The 21,601-nt window shown below is 59.8% G+C and carries 23 protein-coding genes; 19 read left to right on the top strand and 4 right to left on the bottom strand.

Annotated features, from left to right (window positions below; translation table 11 throughout):
* Positions 1 to 346 precede the first annotated feature (346 nt).
* From Q1A51_RS05060 to Q1A51_RS05150, 19 genes are all read left to right on the top strand, one after another.
* A complete protein-coding gene (locus Q1A51_RS05060; protein WP_299599255.1) occupies positions 347 to 1,393 on the top strand; it encodes an ABC transporter ATP-binding protein in 1,047 nt (348 codons plus the stop codon).
* A 94-nt stretch (positions 1,394 to 1,487) separates the two neighbouring features.
* A complete protein-coding gene (locus Q1A51_RS05065) occupies positions 1,488 to 2,708 on the top strand; it encodes an extracellular solute-binding protein (RefSeq protein WP_299599253.1) in 1,221 nt (406 codons plus the stop codon).
* 56 nt (positions 2,709 to 2,764) lie between these two features.
* Positions 2,765 to 2,929 (top strand): hypothetical protein, encoded by a 165-nt coding sequence (locus Q1A51_RS05070; protein ID WP_299599251.1) that lies wholly within the window; start codon positions 2,765 to 2,767, stop codon positions 2,927 to 2,929.
* Positions 2,926 to 3,954, top strand: a complete 1,029-nt coding sequence (locus tag Q1A51_RS05075) for a sugar ABC transporter permease (protein WP_299599249.1) — start codon at positions 2,926 to 2,928, stop codon at positions 3,952 to 3,954. Before Q1A51_RS05070 ends, Q1A51_RS05075 begins: the two co-directional genes overlap by 4 nt.
* Positions 3,951 to 5,108 carry a carbohydrate ABC transporter permease gene (locus Q1A51_RS05080; RefSeq protein WP_299599681.1) on the top strand — a complete coding sequence of 386 codons (1,158 nt, stop codon included), beginning with the start codon at positions 3,951 to 3,953 and terminating at the stop codon, positions 5,106 to 5,108. The genes Q1A51_RS05075 and Q1A51_RS05080 overlap by 4 nt, the downstream gene beginning before the upstream one ends.
* Positions 5,109 to 5,185: 77 nt before the next feature.
* Entirely contained in the window at positions 5,186 to 5,716 is a 531-nt protein-coding gene (locus tag Q1A51_RS05085; protein ID WP_299599247.1) for an ester cyclase, read from the top strand.
* Between the two features lie 9 nt (positions 5,717 to 5,725).
* Positions 5,726 to 7,054 (top strand): histidinol dehydrogenase, encoded by a 1,329-nt coding sequence (gene hisD, locus Q1A51_RS05090; RefSeq protein ID WP_299599245.1) that lies wholly within the window; start codon positions 5,726 to 5,728, stop codon positions 7,052 to 7,054.
* 39 nt (positions 7,055 to 7,093) lie between these two features.
* Entirely contained in the window at positions 7,094 to 8,140 is a 1,047-nt protein-coding gene (locus Q1A51_RS05095) for an ester cyclase (protein ID WP_299599243.1), read from the top strand.
* Positions 8,137 to 8,772 (top strand): glutathione S-transferase family protein, encoded by a 636-nt coding sequence (locus tag Q1A51_RS05100; RefSeq protein ID WP_299599241.1) that lies wholly within the window; start codon positions 8,137 to 8,139, stop codon positions 8,770 to 8,772. The genes Q1A51_RS05095 and Q1A51_RS05100 overlap by 4 nt, the downstream gene beginning before the upstream one ends.
* The gene (locus Q1A51_RS05105) at positions 8,769 to 9,530 is read left to right on the top strand and encodes an SDR family oxidoreductase (RefSeq protein WP_299599239.1); all 762 of its coding nucleotides are present in this window, start codon (positions 8,769 to 8,771) and stop codon (positions 9,528 to 9,530) included. The genes Q1A51_RS05100 and Q1A51_RS05105 overlap by 4 nt, the downstream gene beginning before the upstream one ends.
* A complete protein-coding gene (locus tag Q1A51_RS05110) occupies positions 9,530 to 10,549 on the top strand; it encodes a LacI family DNA-binding transcriptional regulator (RefSeq protein WP_299599236.1) in 1,020 nt (339 codons plus the stop codon). The genes Q1A51_RS05105 and Q1A51_RS05110 overlap by 1 nt, the downstream gene beginning before the upstream one ends.
* Positions 10,546 to 11,514 (top strand): nuclear transport factor 2 family protein, encoded by a 969-nt coding sequence (locus Q1A51_RS05115; RefSeq protein WP_299599233.1) that lies wholly within the window; start codon positions 10,546 to 10,548, stop codon positions 11,512 to 11,514. Before Q1A51_RS05110 ends, Q1A51_RS05115 begins: the two co-directional genes overlap by 4 nt.
* Before the next feature lie 3 nt (positions 11,515 to 11,517).
* Positions 11,518 to 12,132: a pyridoxamine 5'-phosphate oxidase family protein gene (locus Q1A51_RS05120; RefSeq protein ID WP_299599230.1), complete on the top strand. Its 615-nt coding sequence runs from the start codon at positions 11,518 to 11,520 to the stop codon at positions 12,130 to 12,132.
* On the top strand, positions 12,129 to 12,665 hold the full coding sequence (locus Q1A51_RS05125) for a DUF6653 family protein (protein WP_299599227.1): 537 nt from the start codon (positions 12,129 to 12,131) through the stop codon (positions 12,663 to 12,665). The genes Q1A51_RS05120 and Q1A51_RS05125 overlap by 4 nt, the downstream gene beginning before the upstream one ends.
* Complete coding sequence (locus Q1A51_RS05130; RefSeq protein WP_299599224.1) at positions 12,662 to 13,627, top strand: cupin domain-containing protein; 966 nt, start codon at positions 12,662 to 12,664, stop codon at positions 13,625 to 13,627. Before Q1A51_RS05125 ends, Q1A51_RS05130 begins: the two co-directional genes overlap by 4 nt.
* The gene (locus Q1A51_RS05135; protein WP_299599220.1) at positions 13,624 to 14,226 is read left to right on the top strand and encodes a class I SAM-dependent methyltransferase; all 603 of its coding nucleotides are present in this window, start codon (positions 13,624 to 13,626) and stop codon (positions 14,224 to 14,226) included. Before Q1A51_RS05130 ends, Q1A51_RS05135 begins: the two co-directional genes overlap by 4 nt.
* 11 nt (positions 14,227 to 14,237) lie before the next feature.
* Positions 14,238 to 15,362 (top strand): cobalamin-independent methionine synthase II family protein, encoded by a 1,125-nt coding sequence (locus Q1A51_RS05140; protein ID WP_299599217.1) that lies wholly within the window; start codon positions 14,238 to 14,240, stop codon positions 15,360 to 15,362.
* Between the two features lie 3 nt (positions 15,363 to 15,365).
* The gene (locus tag Q1A51_RS05145; RefSeq protein ID WP_299599214.1) at positions 15,366 to 16,058 is read left to right on the top strand and encodes an RraA family protein; all 693 of its coding nucleotides are present in this window, start codon (positions 15,366 to 15,368) and stop codon (positions 16,056 to 16,058) included.
* Positions 16,059 to 16,099: 41 nt separating this feature from the next.
* A complete protein-coding gene (locus Q1A51_RS05150; protein WP_299599211.1) occupies positions 16,100 to 16,585 on the top strand; it encodes a CIA30 family protein in 486 nt (161 codons plus the stop codon).
* Here the strand turns inward: Q1A51_RS05150 and Q1A51_RS05155 are convergent.
* The 4 genes from Q1A51_RS05155 to Q1A51_RS05170 form a co-directional block, all read right to left on the bottom strand.
* Entirely contained in the window at positions 16,582 to 17,814 is a 1,233-nt protein-coding gene (locus Q1A51_RS05155; RefSeq protein WP_299599208.1) for a mandelate racemase/muconate lactonizing enzyme family protein, read from the bottom strand. The two genes, Q1A51_RS05150 and Q1A51_RS05155, sit on opposite strands and share 4 nt — an antisense overlap.
* Before the next feature lie 70 nt (positions 17,815 to 17,884).
* A complete protein-coding gene (locus Q1A51_RS05160) occupies positions 17,885 to 18,979 on the bottom strand; it encodes a Zn-dependent alcohol dehydrogenase (protein WP_299599205.1) in 1,095 nt (364 codons plus the stop codon).
* A 73-nt stretch (positions 18,980 to 19,052) separates the two neighbouring features.
* On the bottom strand, positions 19,053 to 20,282 hold the full coding sequence (locus Q1A51_RS05165; protein WP_299599202.1) for a TCR/Tet family MFS transporter: 1,230 nt from the start codon (positions 20,280 to 20,282) through the stop codon (positions 19,053 to 19,055).
* Positions 20,279 to 21,601: a lyase family protein gene (locus tag Q1A51_RS05170; RefSeq protein ID WP_299599199.1), complete on the bottom strand. Its 1,323-nt coding sequence runs from the start codon at positions 21,599 to 21,601 to the stop codon at positions 20,279 to 20,281. Before Q1A51_RS05170 ends, Q1A51_RS05165 begins: the two co-directional genes overlap by 4 nt.

A 21,601-nucleotide genomic window follows, 5' to 3' on the forward strand; every position in this document is an offset into this window, starting at 1 on the left:
GCTGCGCGTCGCCACATTGGCGACCGATGATGAAAGTTTCATCGCGCGCTAGGCGCGCGCTGCGATGCAGCAGTGTGCAGGCTGGAATGCCCGGATCGTGAGACAACAAAGCCGTAGCAAAGCTCATGAAATGAAGGCCTTCTGATCTGCACTGCGCCTTTCGCAGGCTTGCTGCGTCGCAGCATGCCCGATTGCCCAAAAGCCGTGCATTCGCCTTTTCGAAAGACCCGGTCGGGTGGTTGCAAACAGGTTTTCAGACGGTTTTGCACACGTGTGCAAAAAACTGTTGCCAAGTCCCCAGCCCGGTGTCTAGCCTAAAACAACAACCTTTTGGCCGGGGGGTCTTATGGCAGAAATCCAGCTGCGTAACATCAATAAGCGGTGGGGCACTTTCGTGGGGGTCGATAACTTTGACCTGACCATCGCAGATGAGGAATTTCTGGTTCTGCTCGGCCCATCAGGCTGCGGCAAGACGACGACGATGCGGATGATTGCAGGGCTTGAAGATGCCACCGAAGGCGACATCATGATCGATGGCAAGCGTGTCAACGATCTGGACCCCAAGGACCGGGACGTGGCCATGGTGTTCCAGTCCTATGGTCTTTATCCGCACCTCAACGTCTATGAAAACATCCGCTTCCCACTGAAGGTGCGCAAGGTCGATCCGGCCTCGCACGACGAAAAGGTGCGCCGCGCCTCTGCCATGGTTGAGCTGGACGAATTTCTGCACCGCAAGCCTGCCGAGTTGTCGGGCGGTCAGCGTCAGCGTGTGGCACTTGCCCGCGCAATCGTGCGCGAACCCAACGTGTTCCTCATGGACGAACCGCTATCGAACCTGGATGCCAAGCTGCGCGTGTCGACCCGTGCCCAGATCAAGAACCTGAGCCACGAGTTAAAGGTCACGACCGTCTACGTGACCCACGACCAGATCGAGGCGATGACGCTGGCCGACCGTGTCGTCGTGATGAAGCAGGGCAAGGTCCAACAGGTTGGCACGCCGACCGAGATTTACGATCGGCCCGCAAACACCTTTGTGGCGAGCTTCATCGGTTCGCCCGCCATGAACCTGATGGACGGTACGATCAGTGGGGGCACGTTTACGGGTGACAATGTCACGATCAGCGGTCTGACCGCGCCCGATGGTCCGACCACACTTGGCTTTCGGGCCGAGGACGCGGCGCTGGCCGAAAGTGACGGTCAGATCACCGCGCCCATCTACACGATCGAATTGCTTGGCGATGCCACCATGCTGACCGTCCGCGCGGGCGGGCAGCTTGTGTCGATCAAGGCGCACAAAGAGTTCCGAGCCGAGATTGGCGACACGGTGTCCTTCTCGGTTCCTGCGGGCATTTGCCACGCATTTGATTCTTCTTCCGGCGAACGTCTTGCCTGAGGAACTTGTTTGTCCGGGGGCACCCGGGCGGACCAATCCGGCCAGTGCAGCCTTGCAAGATGCACTGGCGTCAAACAAAACAGGGAGTCTGTAAATGTATTTGAAGAAACTGGCACTGGCGGGCGCTGTCTCGCTTCTGGGCACCACGGCCTTCGCCGCGTGTTCCTATGAAAACGAGGTGCCGCTCAAGTCGCTGACCGCCGGGTTCGAAGCGTGGAAGGCCGTGACCGATGCCATGGCCGAGTGTGGCAACTTCCAGGCCGAGCTGGATCAGGAATTCCGCACCAAGCAGCCCGCCGCATTTGAAGCGAACCCGTCGCTGTATCAAATCGGCGGTGTGTCAAACGGCACGATCACGCCGCTCTTGAACGCGGGCACCATTCGGCCGCTGGACGATCTGGTGGCGAAGTATGGTCAGAACCTGTCCCCCAATCAGTTGATCCGCGTGGATGGCAAGATCATGGCCGTGGCGATGATGGTGAACACGCAGCACCTGATGTATCGCAGCGACATTCTGGCGGATCTGGGCATCGACACCCCTACCACGTGGGACGAAGTGTTCGCTGCCGCCGATAAGATCAAGGAAGCGGGTGTCGTCGATCACGCCATTGGCGCGACCATGAAGTCGGGCTGGAACCTCGCCCAGGAATTCGTGAACATGTATCCGGGCTTTGGTGGGGCGTTCTTTAACGACGACAACACTGCTGCAGTGAATTCGGACGCCGGGATGAAGGCGCTGGCAGCCATGAAGAAGACGCTGGATTACACCGATCCAGAGGTTCTGGTCAGCGACTCTACTTACGTTCAGCAGCAGTTCCAGCAGGGCAAGATCGCTATGGCGAACCTGTGGGCATCGCGGGCCGGTGCGATGGATGACGAGAATGAAAGTCAGGTTGTCGGCAAAGTATCGATGGCTGCGGCACCCATGGCGATGGATGGCGGCGCGCCTGCCACGACCCTGTGGTGGGACGGTATTGTGATCGCCGCCAACATCACGGACGAGGAGGCGGACGCGGCCTTCCGTCTGGCGATGGAAGGGCTGGACACCGAGATGGTGCAGGGCGCAAACGAGGCCGCCATTTGGCTCGTGAACGGTTACCAGCCCGGTCCGCTGGCCGAAGGCGCGATTGCGACAGCAACCGCAAACCCGGCACCGCCCGCATACCCTTCGACCACTCAAATGGGTCTGCTGCACACGGCGTTGGGCAACGAGTTGCCCGCGTTCCTGACGGGTGACCGTGATGCGGCGGCGACGCTTGCCGCTGTGGAAGAAGCCTACACCACGTCGGCCAAAGAGGCTGGCGTGTTGCAGTAAGCAACTTGGGCTGGCCGTGGTGCATCCTCGGCCAGCCACTTCTTTGATGGGAACAGATGACCGTTGAGTTCAACCATATCGATGTGAGCGGTGGCTCTGCCGGATGCGTATGTATCGCGCGTCTTGCTGAACGACCGGATACACACTCCGGTGCCGTGACCATGATGATCGAACGCGAGGTCGGTGTTGCCTTGCGCAGGGTGGAAAGGACAGCAGCATGAAGTTCAAAACCTTCTTCTGGTTCGTGGCACCATCGGTGTTCATGATGCTGCTTTTCATCGCGGCGCCTCTGGTTTCGGTCTTCATACAGTCATTCCAGATCACCCAACCTGTCATGCAGCAGATTGAGGTCGAAACCTGTACTCCTGGCTTTTTGACCCAAACCTGCACGACGGAAATCAAGACGGTTCCCGTGATCGATGGGGAAACGGGCAGGACGCAGACGACAACGGCATGGGTGGGTTTGCAGAGCTACAAAAACGTCTTGCAGATGGACAAATTCTGGGCCGCCATCGGGTCCGGGAACTGGGGTGACATCCTTCAGATCGACTTCTGGAAGGCGCTGCGGTTCACGCTGATGTACACGCTGGTCACCCTGCCACTTGTGGTGGGGGTCGGTTTGATGATCGCGCTGGCGGTCAACAACGCGGCCAAGGTGCTGCGCGGGCCGGTGATCTTTGTGTCGCTTCTGCCGTTCATCATCACGCCGGTTATCGGGGCACTGTCGATCTATTGGCTGTTTGTCGGGGATGGCATTCTGACAGCAATGCTTGAGCGTTGGCTTGACCGCGACATCGCCATGTTTGCGCAGGCATGGACCATTGAGCTGCTCATATATTTCTACAGGGTCTGGCACGTGGCCCCGTTTGCCTTCGTGATCTTCTATGCCGGTCTACAGACCGTGAACATGGACACGCTGGAAAGTGCGATCATTGACGGGGCCAACAGGTTCGAGCGGCTGCGCTACGTGATTGTGCCGCACCTGATGCCGCTGATCATCTTCATCGCGTTGATACACCTAATGGATTGCTACCGTGCGTTCGATGAAATCATCGGCTTCCGTAGCGAGGCCTACGTGACGTCGCTGCAATGGCTGACCTTCGATTTCCTCACACCTGACGATGCGGGCAACCGGGCGATCAGCCGTGCGGCAGCCAGCGCCATGCTCACGATGATCGGGATCGTGTTCCTGCTGATCCTGCCGCTGCGCCGCACATGGCGCGACCACAAGGGAGGGGCGCACTGATGGCCTCGAAAGCTACTGCACAGCCGCTTTCGCTCAAGATTGCGTCTGGTGCGTTCCTCGCTTTCTGGTGCGTGCTGGCTGCTTTCCCAATCGCGTGGATCGCCGTCATGAGCGTGAAGTCCCCGCGCGACGCCTTTGCTGCGAGTGCGTGGGATGTGATTACCGGACCGGTTACACGGGACAGCGGCAATGGGTTGAGTTTCATTGATATCGCGCTTGGCCTGACGTTCCTGTTTTTTGCGGTGCGCTGGGCCTTTACGCGCCTGCCCAGGATGGTCGAGCAATTCTCGCCCCCCGGTTTCATCGTGCTTGGATGGCTTGTCGGATCGGCTGTGTACGGCATTCTGTTCGTTCTGATCTTCTTTGGTGTGCTGCCTTCCGTTTTTGGTGCGCTCAACAGTATTGCAGGGCCGCTGGGTACGCCGATCTTGGGCCTCACGACCGAACATTACGTGGCGGTTTGGGCTGAGAACCAGTTCTACCGCAACTTCATGAACTCAATGATTGTGACGGCCGGTGTTGTCACAATCTCGCTGACCGTGGGCACCCTTGCAGGGTACGGGCTGGCACGATCGGGATCTAACCTGGCCTTCTGGCTGCTGATCCTCGCGCTTGTCTTCCGCGCGCTGCCACACTCGGTGCTGGTGGCCGGTTACTTGCCTTGGTTCATCAACTCGGCAGAGATCCTTAGACCGATTTTTGGAGACCTGAGTCCAACGCTGTATGGCCAGCCTTGGGCCGTCATCGCGGTGCTGGTGTCTATCAATCAGCCCTTCACCATCTGGATGCTTCGGTCGTTCTTCCAGAACATCCCGAGTGAGCTGGACGAAGCAGCGCGAGTGGACGGCTGCTCTCACTTCCAGGCGTTTCGTCGAGTGATTATGCCGGTCATGTGGCCAGGAGTTATCACCACGGGGCTGTTCAGCTTCCTCTTGGGCTATAACGATTTCCTGGTGACGGCGCTGCTGCTTGATGCGCAGAACCAGACCATGGTTCCGGCCATCGCGGGCTACTTCAACCGCGAGACGACCACGACCGATCAGGTCGAGGCCGTTGCCGCTGCCGTGTCCATCACGGCACCCCTGTTCCTTCTGGTCATGGTGTTCCAGCGTCAGATCGTGTCGGGACTGACAGCGGGCGCGGTGAAGGGGTGATGATTTCTTCTGACTGAAAATACGACGGGGTTCGGGGCAGAGCCCCGGTTCGGCCCTATCACAAAGGAAAAACACTGATGAAAGGTTCCCGACCGGAACAAGCGGTACTGACCCGCGACACAGACATGACCAAGACCGACGAAACGCGCGCGGTCATTGAGGGTATGGTAGATGGTCTGAACGACCACCGCATCGATGATATCGGCCAGTTCTTTGCCCAGTCCTTCCGCTGGATGGGCAACACAGGCTGCGGCACCAAGACCGGGCTGCAAGAATTCCAGGACAACTGGCAGCGCCCGTTCCAAGTGGCCTTTGCCGACAAGGTCTGCGTGGATGAAGCGCGGCTTTATATGGGGGAATGGGCTGCAGCTTTCGGTCGGCAGGAGGCCACGCATGCTGGTGAGTTTATGGGAATTGCGCCCACCGGCAAGCGGATCGAGATCCGGTACATGGATTTCTGGAAGGTCGAAGATGGCCGCATCACCGACAACTACGTGATGGTCGATTTTCCCCACGTCCTCGCCCAACTGGGGCGGGACGTATTTGATGGTGAAGGCTGGGAAGCCTTCGATCGTGGCGACAAGACACCGCCGCGCCCGGATGTATGAGGTGACGAGATGACAATCGAATATTTGAAACGCGGCAAGCCCGAGGCGGAGCGGGCTGAAGACGACGCCAAGACACGGGCCATCGTGGAGGCGACGCTGGCCGATATCGAGGCGCGCGGGGATGCGGCGGTGCGGGATCTGTCGGAGAAGTTTGACAGCTACAGCCCTGGCAGTTTTCGCCTGACGCAATCCGAGATCGACGCGCTGATGGCAGAGCTGACCCCGCGCGAGATGGAGGACATCAAGTTCGCGCAGCAACAGGTCCGCGACTTTGCGCAAGCACAGCGGGATTCGATGCTGGATATCGAGGTCGAGACGATGCCGGGCGTGATCTTGGGCCACAAGAACATCCCTGTTCAATCAGTGGGCTGCTATGTGCCGGGGGGCAAGTTCCCCATGGTGGCGTCCGCTCATATGTCAGTGGCTACGGCGTCTGTCGCCGGTGTGCCCCGTATCATCGCCTGCACGCCGCCGTGGCAGGGGAAACCGAACCCGGCTGTGATTGCCGCCATGCATCTGGGTGGCGCGCATGAAATCTATGTCATGGGTGGTATTCAGGCCGTGGGCGCCATGGCTATCGGGACCAAAACCATTGACCCGGTGCACATGCTGGTCGGCCCGGGCAACGCCTTTGTAGCGGAAGCCAAGCGGCAGCTTTTTGGCCGTGTCGGCATTGACCTGTTCGCGGGCCCAACCGAAACAATGGTCATTGCGGACGAAACCGTAGATGCCGAGATGTGTGCCACCGACCTTCTGGGTCAGGCGGAGCACGGTTACAATTCGCCCGCCGTGCTGCTGACTAGTTCGCGCAAGCTGGCCGATGAGACAGCAGCAGAGATCGAGCGCATACTCGGCATTCTGCCCACCGCCGATACCGCCCGAAAAAGTTGGGACGATTATGGTGAGATCATCCTCTGCGACACGTATGAGGAGATGCTGCAGGTGGCGGATGACGTCGCCTCGGAACACGTGCAGGTGATGACAGACCGCGACGACTGGTTCCTCGAACACATGACCTGCTATGGCGCGCTGTTCCTTGGCCCTCGCACCAATGTGGCGAATGGCGACAAGGTGATAGGCACCAACCACACCCTGCCGACCAAGAAGGCAGGCCGGTATACGGGTGGCCTCTGGGTCGGCAAATACCTCAAGACGCACAGCTACCAGAAGGTCACCACGGACGAGGCAGCGGCAGAGATCGGGGCCTACGGTTCACGGCTATGCATGCTCGAAGGGTTCGTGGGACATGCCGAGCAGTGCAATCTGCGGGTTCGTCGCTATGGCGGGATCAACGTACCGTACGGCGAGGGCGCACCGGCACGTGATGCGGCGGAGTAGGCACGCGCCTCGCAACAATTCTGGACAGGCAGGGATAAGATGGATCCTCACTCGCGGCACAAGGCCCTGATCGCACCTCTCCGACAGGCTTTGTACGACTTTGACCGGGGCGCTGTGCGGGCGCAGTTGCATACCCTATGCGCGCTTGACGCTGTGTTCCGCCTCGCTTTTCCGTTCGAAAATGTGACGGGTGTGGATGCGCATGTGGACCGGGCCTATGGTGCGTTGGCCACGGCATGGCCTGACCTTGAGCGGCGGGACACCATCGTGATTGCCGGGCCGACACCGGACGGTGCGGATTGGGTCGGCTGCGGTGGCTACTACACCGGCACATTCGCGGCCCCGTGGCTCGATATCCCGCCGACGGGCCACATTGTGCACATGCGGTTCCACGAATTCTACCGTTTCGAGAATGACAAGATCGTCGAGATGCAGGCCCTTTGGGACATTCCAGAGGTGATGATGCAGGCGAACGCCTGGCCGATGGTGCCATCATTGGGTCGCGAATGGCATGTGCCGGGGCCCGCCACTTGCGACGGTTTTGTTCAAGGACCACGTGATGATGTGACCAGTGACGCATCCTGCCAGCACATCATCGACATGTTGGATCATCTCAAGAAGCACCCAAGCCAGGGTGGGCCTGAAGTGATGGAGATGGAGCGGTTTTGGCACCCCAAGATGATGTGGTATGGGCCAAGCGGTATCGGGTCGGGGCGCGGCATCTCGGGGTTCCGCGACTGGCATCAGATTCCGTTCCTGAATGGCATGCCGGATCGCGGGAAATACGTTGACGAGATCACCTACCACTTCTTCGGTGATGGGCCTTTTGCGGCGGTGACGGGCTGGCCGGACATGTACCAAACCATCACCCATGATGGATGGTTGGGCATCCCGCCCGTGAACAAGCGGATCGAAATGCGCAGTCTGGACTTCTGGCGCATCGAAAAGGGATTGATCCGAGAGAACTGGGTGATGGTCGATCTGTTGCACATGTATGATCAGATCGGTGTCGATGTTCTGGCCCGGATGCGCGAATTCAACAAAGCGCGCGCGGGTTTCGATCCTGAAACGGGACGAGCGATATGACCCTGATCGTTCATGGGCGTGCGACGTCGTCCAATGTGCAGGCGGTGATGTGGGGGGCTGCCGAATTGGGCCTTACTGTCATGCGGAAGGACGTTGGCGGTCGGTTTGGCGGCACTGAAACGGCGACCTTCCGATGTATGAACCCAATGGGGCTGGTTCCCGTACTGGAAGATGGTGACACGGTGATGTTCGAAAGCGCCGCTATCCTGCGGTATCTTTTGGCAAGATATGGTGCAGGCGGCCTTGTGGCATCCCCGCGCGATGACATGTGGGCCGAATGGGCCAAGCATACGCTGTGTCGGTCCTTTACCGTGCCGCTGTTCTGGGCCTACTACCGCACCCCCGAGGCAGAGCGGGACATGGCAGCCGTGGATCGCGCTTTGCGCCAGTTCGAAGCCCACCTTGCCGTGGCCATGTCGGAAAGGGGCAAGCGTGCTTGGATGTCGGGAGAAGACCTCGGGCTTGCGGACATCTGGGTTGGTCATGTTCTCTATCGCTACTTCACGCTGGGTCTTGACCGGCAGGTGCCGACGGGCGCGCAGGACTACTTCGACGCCTTGACCGCGCGGCCTGCGTATCGGACGCATGTGATGGTGGATTATTCTGAATTGAAAGGGAGGCTGTCGTTTTGACCGAACTGCCCCGTACCCCATCCTTTGATCTGTCTGGCAAGCGCGCGCTTGTGACCGGTGCGTCGTCCGGCATCGGCCTTGGATGCGCTGTGGCTTTGGCAGAGGCGGGCGCGCATGTCGTGTGCGCCGCGCGCCGTGCAGATGCCTTGGCCGATGTGGTTTCTGCCATGGCTGATCAGGGGTGGAGTGCTGAAGCCATGCCGCTTGATCAGTCAAGTATCGAAGCGGTCAACGTAGCCTTTGATGAACCATACGATATCGTCCTGAACTCTGCGGGGCTGGCGCGCCATGGCCCGTCAATGGAGACGAGCCCCGACGAGTTCGACGCAGTGGTTGGTATCAACCTCAAGGGGGCTTACTTCCTGTCCACGGCGGCTGCGCGGGCGCTCACAAAGGCGGACAAGCCGGGTTCGATCATCCATATCTCATCTCAAATGGGCCATGTGGGGGGCATTGATCGCGCCGTCTATTGCGCCACGAAACACGGGGTCGAGGGGATGGTGAAGGCCATGGCCATCGAGTGGGGCAAGGCAAATATTCGGATCAATACCATCTGTCCGACTTTCGTCCGCACAGCATTCACCGAAAAGTCGTTTCAGGACCCCGAGCGCTATGCGTGGATCATGGACAAGATCAAGTTGCCACGCGTGGCAGAGGTCGAGGATATCATGGGGGCAGCCCTGTTCCTGGCATCTGACGCGTCGGCGATGGTGACCGGCACATCCATGTTGATCGATGGCGGGTGGACAGCGGACTGATGCCCGACAAGGTGACAGCACTTGATGTGGCCGCGCGGGCCGGGGTCTCCAGGTCGGCGGTCTCTCGTGTGTTCACACCGGGGGCGTCGGTGTCCAAGCGCACGGCTGACAAGGTGCGGCAGGCGGCAGATGCGCTGGGCTATCGTCCCAATGTGCTTGCGCGCAGTCTGATCACGGGGCGCAGTCGTATCATCGGTCTCGTCGTCGCCTATCTGGAAAACCACTTCTACCCCGAAGCTATCGAACGGCTTAGCCGCAAGCTGCAGGAACAGGGCTATCACGTTCTTGTTTTCCTCTCTTCCAACAGTGGTGAAGAGGCGGATGAGGTTATGGCTGAATTGCTCGACTATCAGGTGGACGGCATCATTGCCGCCAGTGTCGGAATGTCTAACGATCTTACGCAGCGGTGCGAGGCGGCGGGGATTCCCATCGTTCTGTTCAATCGGGCGCAGGATGATGATCGGTTATCTGCCGTGACCTCTGACAACTACCATGGTGGCCGCAAGCTGGCCGAGTTTTTGGTGGCGGGAGGTCATACGCGTATCGCCCATGTCGCGGGGTGGGAGGGCGCTTCGACCCAGCGCGACCGCGAGGCGGGGTTTGTCGCGGGGCTTCAAGCCGCCGGTCAGACGCTCTTTGCCCGTGGGGTAAGTGACTTCAATTTCGAACAGGCAAAGGATGTTGCGCGCGAGATGTTTGCAGGGCCCGACCGTCCCGATGCTGTCTTTTGCGCCAATGACCACATGGCCTTTGCGGTCATGGATGTTTTACGGTTCGAATTGGGGCTGAGCGTGCCGGGGGATGTCTCCGTCGTTGGCTATGACGATGTCACCCTTGCGGCGTGGCCCAGCTACGATCTGACCACCGTGCGCCAGCCCGCCGGTCAGATGGCCGAAGCCACGGTCGATATTCTGATGGACCGGCTCGCCGATCCCGACACCAAACCCCGCCGCGTCGCGCTGGATGGACCGCTGGTCCTGCGCGGGTCGGCTCGTATTCCCAAAGGATGGACCTCATGAAGGGTTTTTCGAACCGGTGGAAGGATTTCCCCGACTACATCATCGGCATCACCAAAGAGATCTGGGAAGACCGCGGCATCGCGACCCTGCATCACTACTACAGCCCCGACATCGTTGTGCGGTCGCCCGGGTCCGTTGTGATCGGCAGTGAGAAGGTGATTGGGGCCACCATGGCGACCCTGGCCGAGTTTCCCGACCGGACGCTGCTGGGTGAGGACGTGATTTGGAGCGGAACGCCGGAGGAGGGCATGCTGTCCTCGCACCGCATCTTCTCGACCGCGACCCACATGGCGGACGGGGTTTATGGCAAGGCCAGTGGCAAGACCCTGCAGTACCGCATCATCGCGGACTGCCACGCCATCAACGACCAGATCAACGACGAATGGTTGATCCGCGACCAGACCGCCATTGTGAACCAGATTGGGTGGGAGGCGAAAGCCTATGCCGCTGACCTGATCGAGCGCGAGGGCGGGATGGAGAATGCGGTGCGTCCGTTGACACCTGTGACGGACCAGCCCGGACCCTACAAGGGGCGGGGCAATGACAACGAGTGGGGTGCGAAATACGCTGACATCCTGACCCGGATCATGGGTGCGGATATGGCGGCAATTCCCTCTGAGTATGATCGTGCCGTACAATCCGAGTATCCCGGCGGAGTGACAGGTCATGGCACCGGTCCGGTGGATCGGTTCTGGATGGGCCTGCGTGCGTCCTTTCCCGACGCCACATTCACCATCGACCATCAGATTGGGCGAGATGACGATATGATGCCGCCCCGTGCTGCCATCCGCTGGGCGTTGCATGGCAAGCATGACGGTTGGGGCTATTTCGGTACGCCCACAGGAGCAGAAGTCTATGTGCTGGGCATTTCCCATGCTGAGTTCGGGCCATGGGGTTTGCGCCGCGAATATGCGTTATTTGATGAAACGGCGATCTGGAAACAGATCCTGCTGCAGACGGGGTGACCCATGGATCGCTACGATCATCTGATGTTCACTGATGCCGTGAAGGCGCTGCAAGAGGCAGATGGCTCGGCCGAAATGTATGCGCGCAGCTACGGCGCGCGCACGCATGCCCTGTCAGCGGATGAGGTCGCGTTCGTTGCCTCGCGCACGTCATTCTACATGGCGACGGTCTCTGAAACCGGATGGCCCTACATCCAACATCGGGGTGGGCCTGCTGGGTTTCTGAAGGTGCTTGATGATCACACGCTCGCTTTTGCGGACTATCGCGGGAACAAACAGCATATCAGCGAGGGCAATTTGGCTGGCGACGATCGTGTTTCAATGTTCCTGATGGACTACCCTCGCAAGGCGCGGATGAAGCTGCAAGGGCGCGCGACGTTTGCACAAGCACAAGACAATCCCGACCTTGCGGAGCAACTGGCAGTGGACGGGCAAGGTCGTGTTGAGCGTCTGGTAACCATCCGGCTTGAAGCCTTCGACTGGAATTGTCCCCAGTTCATCACACCGCGTTTCGATGCTTCCGAGATCGCGCAATTGGTTGGCCCGGAGATGGACAAGCTAACCGCGCGAATTGCTGAGTTGGAAATCGAGAACGCGAAGCTGAAAGGGCAAGGATGACCGATCTGTACCGCGCCGCCGAACGCCTGATGGGGATGCAGGATGCCGATTGGCGGCGTCACGCGAACCCGTGGAGCGTTTGGACGCGGTTCTCGTGCCTGCCGCTGATTGTTCTGGCCATCTACGCCCGCCAGTGGATCGGCTGGTGGTGCGTACCGCTGATCTTGCTCGCGATGGCCTGGACATGGATCAATCCGCGCGCCTTTCCGCCACCCGTCGATTTCGGATCTTGGGCGTCGCGTGGCACTTTGGGCGAACGCATCTTTCTGGCCCGCGACCAATATGAGGTTCCAGCCCATCACATGCGTGCGGCCAATGTGCTGACGACGTTGGCCGCTTTGGGGGTGTTGCCACTCATTTACGGCCTGATCTTTTTGAAACCGTGGGCAACGGCCCTCGGTATTGTCGCGACCATCCTGCCCAAGGTCTGGTTCGTTGACCGTATGGTCTGGCTTCACTCTGACATCACCAAGACTCTACCGGGTGATCCGTTGCCCGACCCACCCCTCCCACATGAAAGGACCCCTACATGACCCCCGCCGAGATGGAGCCGCGCATCGTGCGCTATGGCGACCTGATGCCGTGCAAAACTGCGTTCATTGACGCGCACACGCCGGGTTCGGACCAAAAGGAAAACTTCACCATCATCGGCGGCGGCGTGTCGGAGAGCCCGGATCAGCATGTCCATATTTCAATACCGCATGGGTTCAACATCGGGGCAGCGGGACAGCCGCCGAAATGCCGCAACTCCCTGCACAGCCACCGCACGGCCGAGGTCTTTTTTGTCTTGTCGGGCCGTTGGCGGTTCTTCTGGGGACGCTGGGGAACCGCGGGCGAAGTGGTTTTGGAAGAGGGTGACATAATCAACATTCCCACGGGCATCTTCCGCGGGTTCGAAAACATCGGCACCGATTACGGGATGATCATGGCGATCCTTGGCGGGGATGATGCTGGTGGCGGTGTGATCTGGGCCCCGCAGGTGATTGAGGACGCTGCGGATCACGGACTGGTGCTGGGTGAGAATGGCAGCCTCTACGACACAAAGAAGGGTGAGAGCCTGCCCGACGGGGTGAACCCCATGCCTTTGCTGACCGAGGAGGAACTTAAGGACTACCCCGAAATGGCCCCCATGCAGGTCGTGGGCATGGGCGTGCGCCGCTATTGGGACATGATGTGCCTTGCCAAGGATGCGCCCTGCAAGGTGATCGGTGAGACAGGAATCATCCGCGACAAGCCGGGATTCGAAGTGGACCTGATTACCCGCAGCAGCGCCAGTGACGCCATGCACACGCATGAAAAACCCGCTGTGCTGATGCCGATGCGGGGGCATTGGCGCATCACGTGGGAGGGGGGCGCCACCACGCTCGCCCCAGGCGATACGATGAGTATGCCGGAAAATCTGCCACACAGCGCAGTGCCTTCCATGACGGGTGAAGCATCACTGTATCATATCGTCGGTACGGACGATCCCGCTGGCCCCACGTGGACAGGATGACAGCGGGTCCTGATGATATACGCGGCGTCTATGACCGCCAGGCTGCGGTCTACGATGCCCAACGATCCCGCGCGTTGTTCGAGGCGCGCTGGCTTGCGCGCTTTGCCGCCGGGCTGGCGTCGGGCGCGCGGGTACTCGATCTGGGCTGTGGCACTGGCGAGCCCATAGCACGCTGGTTCAAGGCCGAGGAGTTCCACGTTACAGGCGTCGACTTCTCTGAGCCGATGCTCGACATCGCACGCCGCCGCTGGCCCGACGGGGATTGGCGGCAGGCCGATATGCGCCTCCTTGATCTCGGCGAAACCTTTGATGGCATTATCGGGTGGAACAGTTTCTTCCACCTGACCGAAGATGCGCAGCGCGGTTGCATTGGACGGATCGCTGGCCACCTTGAACCGGATGGCATTCTGATGCTCACCGTCGGCCCTGACGCGGGCGAGGCGCACGGCGCCGTTGGCGGTGAGCCCGTCTATCACGCGTCACTGTCTCCTGCTGAATATGCCACATGCCTTGAGGCAAATGGTTTGCGTTTGACCGGTTTTTTGGCCGAAGACCCCGAGACCAATCGCCATTCCGTTCTGATGGCGCGCAAGATTTGAAGGAGAGTACCATGCCTGTTACCACCACCCACGTGGGATCACTTCCCCGTACGCAGAAGGTTGTCGACTTCATCTTTGCCCGCGAGCGGGAGGAGGTGTTTGACCAGGCGGCATTCGATGCGGCCATGGCGGAAGCGGTGGATGACACCGTCGCCAAGCAGGTGGCTGCGGGCGTGGATATCGTCAGCGATGGCGAGACGTCCAAAATCAGCTATGCCACCTATGTCAAGGATCGCTACTCAGGTTTTTCCGGGGACAGCCCGCGTAATGCACCCGCTGATCTCAAACAGTTCCCCAGTTTTCTCAAACGCTTGGCAGATGATGGCGGTACGCCGAAATACGCCCGCCCTATGTGCACGGGTGAGGTGAAGAGCAAGGGACAGGGCGAGCTGGAAAAGGATATTTTCAACCTCAAGGCTGCGATGTCCAAACATGGGGTTGAGCGCGGGTTCATGAACGCAGCCTCGCCCGGTGTGATCTCGCTTTTTCTACAGAATGATTTCTATCCAACCCGCGACGCTTATCTCGCCGCCCTCGCGGATGCGATGAAGACCGAATACGAAACCATCGTTGGGGCAGGTCTGGATCTGCAACTGGATTGTCCGGACCTCGCTCTGTCAAGGCACATGCTGTTCAACGAGCTGAGCGATGCGGAGTTCCTCAAGATCGCCGATGCGCATGTTGAGGCGCTGAACCATGCGCTGGCCGATGTTCCTGCCGAGAAGGTCCGGGTACATATCTGCTGGGGCAACTACGAGGGGCCGCACACATGCGACATTGCCATGGACACAGTTTTCTCGACACTGATGGCGACCAAGGCGCGCTATGTGCTTTTTGAGACGTCGAACCCCCGCCATGCACACGAATGGACCGTGTTCCGTGATCGCAAATCGGAAATTCCAGACGACAAGGTGCTGGTTCCGGGCGTTGTCGATACAACCACCAATTTTGTTGAGCACCCTGAAGTGGTGCGCCAGCGCATCGAACGGTTCACCGGCATTGTTGGGCTCGACCGGGTTATTGCAGGCAGCGATTGCGGTTTTGGCACGTTTGCGGGCTTCGGATCGGTTGATCCGGAAATTGCCTTTGCCAAACTGACCGCGCTGTCCGAAGGCGCAGCACTTGCGAACGGGTAAGCCATGGATGACGCGCTGCATGACCTGCTGAAATCGGTCGACACACCAACAGTTTGTAACGCCATTGAAGTGGCTCAAGGCAGACGGGGGTTCAACGCGTTCACGCGGGGTACGATGCTAGCCTCTGACCCTGACGGGGTCATCGTTGGTTACGCTCGCACCGCGCGCATTCGGGCACTGGCCCCGCCAACTGAACCCGCGGACGTGATCAAGGCGCGGCGCATGGCATACTACAAGTACATGTCAGAAGAGGATCGCCCTTCGGTCTGTGTCGTGCAGGATCTGGACGTGCCAAATGCGATTGGGGCCTATTGGGGCGAGGTGAATACGAACATCCACAAGGCTTTTGGCCTGTCCGGCACATTGACCGATGGTGTGATGCGTGACCTCGGTGATCTGGCGGATGGCTATCCTGTCGTCGCCGGTTCAATTGGGCCAAGCCACGGTTTTGTTCACGTTGTCGACTATGATCAGCCGGTACGTATTCACGGCCTCGACATTTGTCCCGGTGATTTGGTGCACGCCGACCGGCACGGTGCGGTTGTCATACCCGGAGATGTGGCGCCCAAGCTGGCCGAGGCCATCGCCACGCTCGTGCGCTCCGAGACCATCGTTTTTGATGCGGTCAAAGGCAAACGCATCGGCTTTGACGAGTTTGAAGCCGTGTGGGCCGCATTCGAAGCGGCGCGCACATGATCTGCTGGGCGGCAGCCACTGTGCTGCTATGTTGCGGAGCAATGGCACAGGCGCAAACCCTCGATCTGGACCCGCAATGGGAATATGTGGCCGATACGGTTATGGGCGGCGTCTCGAGAGGGCAGGCAACGCAAGAGGTTGTTCAGGCCCGCGACGCAACGCGTCTGTCGGGTTTGGTTTCGCTCGACAACAATGGTGGTTTCGTCCAGATCGCATTCGACCTTGCCGGGGGCGACACGTTTGATGCGAGTGCGTTTACGGGCATCGCTCTGGACGTGCTTGGCAATGGCGAAACCTACGACTTGCGCTTACGGACCGACGCGCTGACGCGGCCCTGGCAATCGTTCCGAACCGAGTTCACTGCACCTGTCAAATGGACAACAATTGAAATTCCATTCACCGCGTTCACAGCACACCGAACGGACGCGGCCTTTGATCCACGACGCCTGCGCCGCGTTGGCATCCTTGCCATCGGGCGCGAGATGCAGGCTGATATCTCGGTGTCGGCTGTGCGCTTTTATCGCTAGTCGCGCGGGGCCGGCGCACCGCCTTCGAAGTTATTGCCCTTCTCGTAGTCGCACAGAGCGTCTTGCATCTGCAGATGCAACCCGTCTCCAGTATATGGGTGCGCGCGGGCCAGTGCCTCATCGACCTCAATGCCCAAACCAGGGGCGCTGGGTGGCGTTATGAACCCCTGTTCGACGCGAATGCTTCCTTTGATCAATTGATCGTGGAACGGCGTTTCGATTGTCTCGCACATCAGTAGATTCGGAATTGACGTCGCAAAATGGATGTTGGCGGCCCATTCCACGGGTCCGGCATAGAGATGCGGTGCCATTTGTGCGTTGTAGACCTCGGCGATGGCCGCGACCTTCTTCATCTCCCATATGCCTCCCGCGCGGCCCAACGCCGGTTGTAGGATTGTGGCGGCGCCGCTGCGCAGAACTGAGGCGAACTCCGCCTTTGTTGTCAGCCGCTCGCCAGTGGCAACCGGGATGCGCACGGCGCGCGCCACTTTGGCCATCTCTTCAACGGCATCCGGTGGGATTGGCTCTTCGAACCACAGCGGGTTGTAAGGCTCCAGCGCCTGCCCAAGCCGAATTGCCCCGGCGGTGGTGAATTGGCCATGAGTCCCAAACAGCAGATCGGCCCGGTCGCCCACGGCCTCGCGGATGGCCTTGCAGAACGCCACGGATTGCGAGATGTCACGCATCCCCGGCATATGCCCACCGCGCATGGTGTAGGGACCAGCGGGATCGAATTTCACCGCTGTGTATCCCCGGTCCACACAGTCCAGTGCCGACTCTGCTGCCATCTCGGGTGAGGTCCAAAACGTATCCAACCCGTGATGGGGCAGGGGATACAGGTAGGTATAGGCGCGGATACGGTCATTTATCCGACCGCCCAACAGCGCCCCGACAGGCCGCCCGCGGGCCTTGCCCAGGATGTCCCAGCACGCAATCTCAAGACCCGAGAACGCCCCCATGATGGTCAGGTCTGGGCGTTGGGTAAAGCCCGAGGAGTAAGCGCGGCGAAACATCAGTTCGATGTTTTCCGGGTTTTCCCCACGCATATGTCGGTCAAAGACATCCTCAATGACGGCCCGCATCGCGTCCGGCCCAACGGACGACGCATAGCATTCCCCCCATCCGACAATTCCGTCATCGGTCGTAACCTTGACCAAAATCCAGTACCTGCCGCCCCAACCGGGCGCTGGGGGTGCCGTAACGATAATATCCAGGTCCTTGAGTTTCATCCGAAAGCCCCTCTTCTTTGTTCCAAAAAATCCCGGGGGTGAGGCCAAAGGCCGAGGGGGCTGGGCCCCCTTACGACCTGTCAAACAGAATCACGTTTCGCCTTGCCGTGCCCGATTTCGTATCTGCAATCGCTTCATTGATCTGATCCAGCGACCACCGGCCGGATATCAGGCTGTCGAGCTGTAGTCGGCCCTGTTTATAAAGATCCACCATCCAGGGGATGTCGCGTTGGATGACGACATCGCCCATCTTGGACCCAACCATGCCTTGTCCGATCGCGGCCAGAATGACGGGTTCGTACGTGGCGGTGTCGCCCGAGTGCGGCATACCCACCATGACAACCTTGCCACCACGGCCCAGATACTTGGGTGCCTGCTCATAGGCGGGGATAGCGCCCACCGTGACGATCACCGCCTCGGCCCCCTTGCCACCAAGGGCTTTGTAGCTGGCGCGCCATGGCGATTTGCGCGTTGCCAAAATGCCGTGGGTCGCACCAAACGCCCTGGCGTCGTCCAGCTTTTCTTCGGTCATGTCGACCGCGACGATGCGGCGGGCCCCCGCGATGCGGGCACCCTGAATGGCATTCAGACCGACGCCGCCCGCACCAATGACAACCACATCCTGCCCCGCGCGAAGGCCGGCGGCGTTCACAACGGCGCCGACACCGGTGATGACCCCGCACGCGATCAGGCTCGCCGCCTCTTTCGAGATGTCGCCAGAAATCTTCACGAGCTGCTTCTGATCCACCACAACCTTCTCAGCAAAGGCGCCGCAGGCCATTGCCTGATGCAGCTTGCCATCATCGGTGGTGCGAATTGGCCCCTTGTCGCCATCATACGGTGTTTCACACACGGTGGGTTTGCCGCTTGCACAAGAGGGGCACGTGCCACAAGCCCGGATCAGCGTGACAATCACACTGTCCCCTTCTGACAGGCCCGTCACACCGGGACCAACCGCGCTGACCACACCGGCCGCCTCGTGTCCGTAAACGGCAGGCAGACTGCCGCCCCACGCGCCATCGGCATAGGAGATGTCGGAATGGCAGATTGCGACCGCGTCGAGCGTAACCTCGACCTCGCCCATCTCGGGGGCACGTATCAGGATATCTTCGACTACAAGCGGGGCGCCAAACGCGTGGCACACAGCGGCTTTGATTTTTTGCATGTCGTCCCTTTGTCTCCCTTTCCGGAGACGGTGACGCAGCGGCGTTTCGCAGGCAAGTCGGAAAACGACCGATCTAGGGCGCAGTTGAACCACTGACGTTGTGTGAGGCCGTTGTTCCCGCTTTCCGAACAAAAACCATCAGCGCCACCGCCATCAAAACAGCAGCCAATAGGAACGGTGCGCCCGGCAGGTACACGCCTGTCTCCGGCGTTGTGAAAGTATAGAAGACTGAAGTCATCAGCAGTGGTGATACTATCATTGCGAGAGCCGCAATCGAGACAAGCGCGCCTTGCAATTCACCCTGCTCATCGTCGCCCACGGCCTGCGACATGATGCTTTGCAACGCGGGCGTAATGACTGCTGGCAGGGCGGCCAATGGGGTCAGGATCAGCAGCCATGTCCCGGAGCTGACAAAGCCGATAAGCAGGAACACGGCGACATCTGCAATGTGGCCGTAGACGACCGCGCCGCGCTCCCCAAAAACGCGCAGCATGGGGCGGATCAATCCGCCCTGCACCACGGCCATCGAGATGCCAAACAGGCTGAGTGATAGGCCGACCATACCAGGCGACCAGTCGAAACGCTCTGCCGTGTAGTAGGCCCAGATCGCCGGATAGACGATGAACGCGATCTGGTAGATGAAGAACACCAGCAAGAGTGGTCCAAGACCGGGTAGTTTACCCAAGTGTTTGAACAGCCCAAAAGGATTTGCGCGCGACCAGGCGAACGGGCGCCGAATACGGTCATCAACGGTTTCTTTCAGAACGATATAGCCGAACACCGCATTTGCAGCGGCGAGGCCCGCCGCCGCGTAGAATGGTGCACGGGTACCATATTCAGCCAGAAATCCACCCATTGCGGGGCCCAGCACAAAGCCAATGCCAAAGGCGGCTCCGATCAATCCGAAATTGGCGGCCTTCTGTTCGGGTTTCGAGATGTCGGCCATATAGGCGTTAGCCGTGGATTGGGTGGCAGCGGTGATGCCTCCGACAATCCGACCTAAAAACAACAACCAAATGGTGCCCGCGACGGCCATGACCAAATAATCGAGCGCCAGCACAACCAGTGACACAAGTAGAATTGGGCGGCGTCCGTAACGGTCAGACAACGCGCCCAGAAGTGGACCAAAGAGGAACTGCATGGCGGCAAAGATGGTCGACAGCACTCCGCCCCACAGGGCTGCGGTGCCCAGCCCCATCCCCTGCACCTCTTGGATGAGGTCCGGCATGACCGGCACGATCAGGCCGATGCCCATCGCGTCGATCATGACCGTCAGCAGGATGAAAATGACGGGCAGCTTCACAGGGTTTTCACCCGATTGGCAAAGGCGCGTGCGTCTGCGGGGGCCGTGCCCAGTTGGGTGGATGGGTCAAAAATGCTGTCGGGTAAATCAGGATGTGCGATGCGTGCGACGCTCTCCAATGACTGCTTTGATGCGATGGCGTCAGCAATCAAAGCCTTGGTCGCTGCCTGCGCGTCAGGCCGGGCCATCTGCTGTGCCAAGGCAAAACTCAGCGCCTCTGCATGAACGCCGCCAAGGCCGTCAAACTTGGATGCCATGGCTGCTGTATTGGGGTTCCAGTTTTTTACAAGCGCGTGCGCGACGTTAATTGACGCTGCCCAGCACAATGCAATCTGAGGCACCACCATCCATTCTGTGAACCAAGCCGCGCCGTCACGCTGGTGCTGGTGTGCTGCTGCTGCCTGCAACGATGCCCGCAAACCCGTCATCTGATGGCCGAGAGCCACCAGCGTTGATGGCCCAACCGGGTTTTGCTTCTGTGGCATGGTCGAGGATGATCCCGCCGCATCCAGTGCAATCTCCTGAGACTCCGTGGCTGCAAGCGCGACAGCAGTCTGCCCCATGGAGGAAAGGGTTGCCACGATCCGTCCCATCCAATCCGCAATACGCATAACTGGCCCACGGTCAGTATGCCAACTGCGGCGGGGATCGTGCAGTTTTAGCGTATCGGCCAGCTCTGCCCGTGTTTCATTCGCCTTCGGCCCCAATGCGGAAGCCGTCCCTGCTGCGCCGCTGAGCGACACCCACAAAGAGTCATCCCGCAAGGCCGGCAGTTCCAGCATCGCATCGGTCAAGGGTTGCCCCCATTGCGCCAGCACCGCGCCCCAGCTGGTGGGCGTCGCATGCTGCCCATAGGTTCGGGCGACCATCGGTGTCTCGGCATGCATCTCCGCCTGAAGCGCCATCGCTCTAAGCACATCGCCAAATACATCTTGCTGCGTGCTTAGCGTCTGGCGCAGGCGCAACATCAACGCAGTGTCGATAATATCCTGACTGGTCGCCCCCCAATGAGCGTATTGCGCATGCTCGGGCGCTTCCATGGCCTTGCGGAATTCGGCCACGAGGGCAGGGACGCTGACCCCGTTCTGTCCCGTAGCGTCAGCAAGGCCCGCAGGATCAATTTGGACCTCCAAAGACGAGCGATGGATAAAGGCCGCACTTAACTCCGGGATGACGCCCTGTGCACCCTGAACTTTGGCCAATGCGCCCTCTACCAGCAGCATTGCCCGCACTTCGGCGCTGTCGGACCACAACCGCCCAACCTCACCCGTGGGGAACAATTTCCCATACAGGGCTGACGAAAAGACCGATGCCGCCAT

It is taken from the genome of uncultured Tateyamaria sp. (assembly GCF_947496075.1).
In the GTDB taxonomy this organism is placed as follows: domain Bacteria; phylum Pseudomonadota; class Alphaproteobacteria; order Rhodobacterales; family Rhodobacteraceae; genus Tateyamaria.

What these genes read in the sequence shown, in the direction of transcription:
- Q1A51_RS05095 (WP_299599243.1), top strand. Translation starts at nt 7,094, where the DNA reads ATGGATCCTCACTCGCGGCACAAGGCCCTGATCGCACCTCTCCGACAG.
- Q1A51_RS05160 (WP_299599205.1), bottom strand. Translation starts at nt 18,979, where the DNA reads ATGCAAAAAATCAAAGCCGCTGTGTGCCACGCGTTTGGCGCCCCGCTT.
- Q1A51_RS05145 (WP_299599214.1), top strand. Translation starts at nt 15,366, where the DNA reads ATGGATGACGCGCTGCATGACCTGCTGAAATCGGTCGACACACCAACA.
- Q1A51_RS05115 (WP_299599233.1), top strand. Translation starts at nt 10,546, where the DNA reads ATGAAGGGTTTTTCGAACCGGTGGAAGGATTTCCCCGACTACATCATC.
- Q1A51_RS05150 (WP_299599211.1), top strand. Translation starts at nt 16,100, where the DNA reads ATGGCACAGGCGCAAACCCTCGATCTGGACCCGCAATGGGAATATGTG.
- hisD (WP_299599245.1), top strand. Translation starts at nt 5,726, where the DNA reads ATGACAATCGAATATTTGAAACGCGGCAAGCCCGAGGCGGAGCGGGCT.
- Q1A51_RS05120 (WP_299599230.1), top strand. Translation starts at nt 11,518, where the DNA reads ATGGATCGCTACGATCATCTGATGTTCACTGATGCCGTGAAGGCGCTG.
- Q1A51_RS05060 (WP_299599255.1), top strand. Translation starts at nt 347, where the DNA reads ATGGCAGAAATCCAGCTGCGTAACATCAATAAGCGGTGGGGCACTTTC.
- Q1A51_RS05100 (WP_299599241.1), top strand. Translation starts at nt 8,137, where the DNA reads ATGACCCTGATCGTTCATGGGCGTGCGACGTCGTCCAATGTGCAGGCG.
- Q1A51_RS05155 (WP_299599208.1), bottom strand. Translation starts at nt 17,814, where the DNA reads ATGAAACTCAAGGACCTGGATATTATCGTTACGGCACCCCCAGCGCCC.
- Q1A51_RS05075 (WP_299599249.1), top strand. Translation starts at nt 2,926, where the DNA reads ATGAAGTTCAAAACCTTCTTCTGGTTCGTGGCACCATCGGTGTTCATG.
- Q1A51_RS05135 (WP_299599220.1), top strand. Translation starts at nt 13,624, where the DNA reads ATGACAGCGGGTCCTGATGATATACGCGGCGTCTATGACCGCCAGGCT.
- Q1A51_RS05170 (WP_299599199.1), bottom strand. Translation starts at nt 21,601, where the DNA reads ATGGCGGCATCGGTCTTTTCGTCAGCCCTGTATGGGAAATTGTTCCCC.
- Q1A51_RS05065 (WP_299599253.1), top strand. Translation starts at nt 1,488, where the DNA reads ATGTATTTGAAGAAACTGGCACTGGCGGGCGCTGTCTCGCTTCTGGGC.
- Q1A51_RS05140 (WP_299599217.1), top strand. Translation starts at nt 14,238, where the DNA reads ATGCCTGTTACCACCACCCACGTGGGATCACTTCCCCGTACGCAGAAG.
- Q1A51_RS05130 (WP_299599224.1), top strand. Translation starts at nt 12,662, where the DNA reads ATGACCCCCGCCGAGATGGAGCCGCGCATCGTGCGCTATGGCGACCTG.
- Q1A51_RS05085 (WP_299599247.1), top strand. Translation starts at nt 5,186, where the DNA reads ATGAAAGGTTCCCGACCGGAACAAGCGGTACTGACCCGCGACACAGAC.
- Q1A51_RS05125 (WP_299599227.1), top strand. Translation starts at nt 12,129, where the DNA reads ATGACCGATCTGTACCGCGCCGCCGAACGCCTGATGGGGATGCAGGAT.
- Q1A51_RS05110 (WP_299599236.1), top strand. Translation starts at nt 9,530, where the DNA reads ATGCCCGACAAGGTGACAGCACTTGATGTGGCCGCGCGGGCCGGGGTC.
- Q1A51_RS05070 (WP_299599251.1), top strand. Translation starts at nt 2,765, where the DNA reads ATGACCGTTGAGTTCAACCATATCGATGTGAGCGGTGGCTCTGCCGGA.